This is a genomic window from Streptomyces nanshensis, assembly GCF_001751255.1.
Classification (GTDB): Bacteria; Actinomycetota; Actinomycetes; order Streptomycetales; family Streptomycetaceae; genus Streptomyces; species Streptomyces nanshensis_A.
The window spans coordinates 1-646 of the sequence record NZ_LJGW01000114.1 but is presented as its reverse complement, the minus strand read 5'-3'; the positions used below and the strand labels follow the sequence as shown (position 1 = coordinate 646).

The 646-nt window shown below is 65.8% G+C and carries 1 protein-coding gene; it reads left to right on the top strand.

Annotated features, from left to right (window positions below):
• Positions 1-646: hypothetical protein (locus AN218_RS36460; RefSeq protein WP_171908620.1), on the top strand; the 646-nt coding region annotated here is incomplete at both ends.

Below are 646 nucleotides of genomic sequence, written 5' to 3'. Positions count from 1 at the left end.
GAGACGGTGCGTTTCGGCGACAGCGTCGAATGGCTTGCAGGCCAGCATGTGTCGGGGTTTGTGGAGTTGGGTCCGGACGGTGTGCTTTCGGCGATGGCTGCGGCGATCGCTCCCGATGCCACGGCGGTGCCCTTTCTGCGTAAGGACGTCGTTGAAGAGGCTGCTGTGCTCGGGGCGTTGGGGCGTCTTCATGTGAACGGTGTGCCTGTTGAGTGGCGGCGGCTGTTCGACGGTACCGGCGCTGAACGTACCGATCTGCCGACCTACCCCTTCCAACACGAACGCTACTGGCCGGAGGTGCCGGCTCTCGCGGAGGGTGGTTCGCATCCGGTGGATGCGGCGTTTTGGGAGCTCGTCGAGTCCGACGACGTGGCCACGCTTGCACGGGCGTTGGGCGTGGATGCTCCGACAGCGTCAGCGGTCTCGTCCGGTCTGACGGAATGGCGAAGCCGTGAACGCGTTCGCTCCAGCACGGGGGGTTGGTGTTACCGGGAGTGGTGGAAACCCCTGACGGGCCCGACCGATCCCACGTCTCTCTCGCCGTCCTCGGCGACTGTCGATGCTTTCGGCTCCGCTGACACTCCGCCTGTCGCCTCGCCGTCTGCCGACGGCGCTGCTTCTGCTTCTGGTGTGTGGTTGGTGGTGG